We start from the raw sequence: 3,208 nt of genomic DNA, 5'->3' as shown, positions 1-3,208 counted from the left end.
GCCCCGCGCCCACCTTCGCCCATGTGCCGGCCGCCGACCTCGCGGCGATCGAGGCGACCTGCTTCGACTATGTCGACGGCCAGCTCGCGGGCGATCCCGAGCGGGTGAAGCGCGCGCTTCACCCCGACCTCGCCAAGCGCCGCGTCCTCGGCGACACCCCCGACGAGCGCCTCGGCCTCCAGCGCATGAGCCGCGAGGAACTCGTCGACCTCACGAAGCGCGGCGCGCTCAAGACGCCGCCGGCCGAATGGAACCGCAGCTGCCGCATCCTCGACGTCGCGGGCAACGCCGCCGCGGTGCGCGTCGAAACGCCGTGGTTCGTCGACTATTTCCACATGGGCAAATTCGGCGAGCGCTGGGTGATCGTCAACGCAATGTGGCACATGAAGCCGCGCGAGGCCGCGCAATGAAGACCGTCCTGACTCTCGCCGCGCTGCTGCTCGGCATCGCCTCGGCGCCCGCGCACGCGGCCCCCGATACAAATGCGCTCGCCGCGCCGCCGCCCGCCGGGCCGAAGATGGTCGAGGGCGAGGGACGCGCCGGCGACCTCCATATCCTCCAGCTCTGGACCGCCGATCCCGACGCCTTCCTCGCCGAATGGGCGCGACCGACGCCGCCGACGCTCCCGACCGGCAACCGCACGACACGCAACCGTCCGCTCAGCCAGTTCATCATCTTCGACGGTTGCCGTGCCGATGCGGCGGGCAATTGCCGGCTGACCGCGCGGGTCACGATCACCGATCCCGACGGCGCCCCCTATGGCGATCCGATGGCCTTTGCCATCTGGGACGACCAGCCCGCGCCGCCGCCGAAACGGCTGATCCTGTCGCCAAACAGCATCGGTATGGTGATCGAGGACGGCGAGAAACTCGGCACCTATCGCGTCCATCTCGCGGTCACCGACGAGCATGCCGGGGTCACCGCCGAATCGACCACGGCGATCGAGGTGCGCGAGGCGGAGGGCGACGCCGCACCCGCGGCGGGCGCCGAATGATGCGCCGTGCGCTCCTCGTCTCGCTCGCACTCCTGTCGGTGAGCGGCACGGCGCAAAGCCCCGCTCCCGACCCGCGCCGCCCGGCGCCGACCTTCGACAGCGTGGCCCCCGCCGTCCCCGACCTCGCGCATCCCGCGGTGCTGATCGTCAGCAAGACAAACGGCTATCGCCACGACAGCATCGCAGCGGCGGTGCCCGCGATCGAAAGCCTCGCAAAGGCGCGCGGCTGGAGCAGCTTCGCGACCGAAAATGCCGCGGTCTTCAACGCACGCGACCTCGCCAAATTCGACGTCATCGTCTTCGCCAACGCCAGCGGCGACATCTATACGCCCGACCAGCGCGCGGCCTTCCAAGCCTTTCTCGCGCGCGGCGGCGGCTTCGTCGGGCTGCACAGCGCGGGCGACGGCAGCCATCCCGACTGGTTCGTGAAAATGCGCGGCAACGGCCAGTTCATCGGCCACCCCGGAGGCGCCGACCAGTTCCAGGCCGCCGACATCGCCCTGCTCGACCGCAGCCATCCGGCGACCCGGCACCTCCCCGAACGCTGGCGCTGGACCGACGAATATTACAGCTGGGACGCCGAACCCGCCGCCGATGCGCATATCCTCGCGCGCCTCGACGAGGGCGACGTGCGGCTCGAACCGAAGCTGCAAATGGGGCTCACCGGCCACGCCCTCATCTGGTGGCGCTGCGAGGGCCGCGCGCGCATCTTCTATTCGGCGCTGGGCCACCAGGCCGAGGCGTGGAGCGACCCCGCGCATCTGAAGCTGCTCGACGGCGCCATCGGCTGGGCGGCGCGGCAGGACGGGATGGGCTGCGGCTAGCGCTCGTCGCGGTAAAAGGGCCGGTCGCCCGCGATCGTCACCCGTTCCATCCGCCGCACCGCGGGAAAATAGTCCGACGCCGCATAATGCTGCGCGGCGCGATTGTCCCAGAAAGCGATCGAGCCCGCCGCCCAGCGAAAGCGGCACTGGATTTCGGGCACGACGGCCTGCGCATAGAGATGCGCGAGCAACGCATCGCTCTCGGCCGCCGCCAGCCCCTCGATATGGCTGGTGAAGGCGGTGTTGACGTACAGCGCCTGTTCGCCGGTTTCGGGGTGGGTGCGCACCACGGGATGAACCTGCGGCGGAAATTTGGCGCGCAGTTCGTCGGCGCTCTGGTTCAGCCGCCCCGCAAAGACGCGCGCGATGTCGTGCACCGCGGTCAATCCCCGGCACCAGTCCTGCATCGCCGGCGACAGGCCGCGAAACGCCGCCGCCATGTCGGCGAACAGCGTATCGCCCCCGACCGGCGGCACCTCGACCGCGCGCAGGATCGACCCGAGCGACGGTTCGGGCCGCCAGGTGACGTCCGAATGCCAGGCATTTTCCTTGCCCCTCGAATCGGGGCCGTGCGCGATGTGGAGCACCTCGGGATCGGGCTGGTCCTTCGGCGTCGCGGGATGGATTTCGAGGTCGCCGAAGCGCCGGGCAAAGGCGATATGCTCGGCCGGCGTGAGGAACTGATCGCGAAAAAAGATCACCTTGTGCGCCAGCAGCGCGGCGCGAATCTCCCCGATCACCTCGTCGTCCTGCGCCACGCGCAGGTCGATCCCGCCGATCTCGGCGCCGATCGACGGCGTCAGCGGCGCGACGGTCAGCCGCGCGAAGACGCGCTGCGAAACGAGCTGGTTCATGATCCTCTCCCGGCCTTGTCGTGCCGGGGCATTAGGGAACCGCCGACTGCGCGAGTCAAGTCAGGCCGCCACCTCCATCGCCGCCGCGCGCTCGATCGCCGCGCGCCAGCCGGGTTCGACCGCGAGCCCGAAATGCTCGGCCAGCGCCGCCGCGATTCCGTCGGCCGACAGGATATGATGCTCGGCCTCGCGGTCCAGCCGGCGGATCGTCAGCCGGTTGTTGCCCAGCGCATAGCGCGCCTCGGCTGTGGTGCGCGCGACCATCAGCTGGTGGGTGAAATGCGACGCCGGATGCGTCGCGGTATACCAGTTGCCGACCTCATAATCGATCGCCGGCGGCGCATGATGCTCGAAGTCGTAGAGCGCGGTCCATGTCCCACCGAGCTCGGCCTCGAGCCGCGACACCGCGCCCATCGGCACGATGCGATAGCGTTCGTGCGGGGTCGGCTGGACCCCGGCGAAATCCATCGCCAGCGGCGCGGCGGGCACCGCCGACCCGAAACCGACGTCGACCAGCCACGCCCGCCCGCCCAGCA

The 3,208-nt window shown here is 70.0% G+C and carries 5 protein-coding genes; 3 read left to right on the top strand and 2 right to left on the bottom strand.

Annotated elements, in window-relative coordinates; genetic code table 11:
- The 3 genes from B1A78_RS21105 to B1A78_RS21095 all read left to right on the top strand — a co-directional run.
- A partial coding sequence (locus B1A78_RS21105; RefSeq protein WP_218668020.1) for a nuclear transport factor 2 family protein occupies positions 1 to 410 on the top strand: 410 nt, incomplete at its 5' end.
- Positions 407 to 994, top strand: coding sequence for a hypothetical protein (locus B1A78_RS22435; protein ID WP_077148815.1), 588 nt, complete (start codon positions 407 to 409; stop codon positions 992 to 994). The genes B1A78_RS21105 and B1A78_RS22435, both read left to right, overlap by 4 nt.
- On the top strand, positions 994 to 1,818 hold the full coding sequence (locus tag B1A78_RS21095; protein WP_144037950.1) for a ThuA domain-containing protein: 825 nt from the start codon (positions 994 to 996) through the stop codon (positions 1,816 to 1,818). Before B1A78_RS22435 ends, B1A78_RS21095 begins: the two co-directional genes overlap by 1 nt.
- Here B1A78_RS21095 and B1A78_RS21090 read toward each other — a convergent pair.
- Positions 1,815 to 2,672 (bottom strand): TauD/TfdA family dioxygenase, encoded by an 858-nt coding sequence (locus tag B1A78_RS21090; RefSeq protein WP_077148813.1) that lies wholly within the window; start codon positions 2,670 to 2,672, stop codon positions 1,815 to 1,817. The two genes, B1A78_RS21095 and B1A78_RS21090, sit on opposite strands and share 4 nt — an antisense overlap.
- Positions 2,673 to 2,732: 60 nt before the next feature.
- A partial coding sequence (locus B1A78_RS21085; RefSeq protein WP_179102121.1) for an arylamine N-acetyltransferase occupies positions 2,733 to 3,208 on the bottom strand: 476 nt, incomplete at its 5' end.

It is taken from the genome of Sphingopyxis sp. KK2 (assembly GCF_001990265.1).
GTDB lineage: Bacteria > Pseudomonadota > Alphaproteobacteria > Sphingomonadales > Sphingomonadaceae > Sphingopyxis.
The sequence above is the reverse complement of the archived record's forward strand: the minus strand, read 5'-3'. Positions and strand labels throughout refer to the sequence as shown.

What these genes read in the sequence shown, in the direction of transcription:
- B1A78_RS22435 (WP_077148815.1), top strand. Translation starts at nt 407, where the DNA reads ATGAAGACCGTCCTGACTCTCGCCGCGCTGCTGCTCGGCATCGCCTCG.
- B1A78_RS21095 (WP_144037950.1), top strand. Translation starts at nt 994, where the DNA reads ATGCGCCGTGCGCTCCTCGTCTCGCTCGCACTCCTGTCGGTGAGCGGC.
- B1A78_RS21090 (WP_077148813.1), bottom strand. Translation starts at nt 2,672, where the DNA reads ATGAACCAGCTCGTTTCGCAGCGCGTCTTCGCGCGGCTGACCGTCGCG.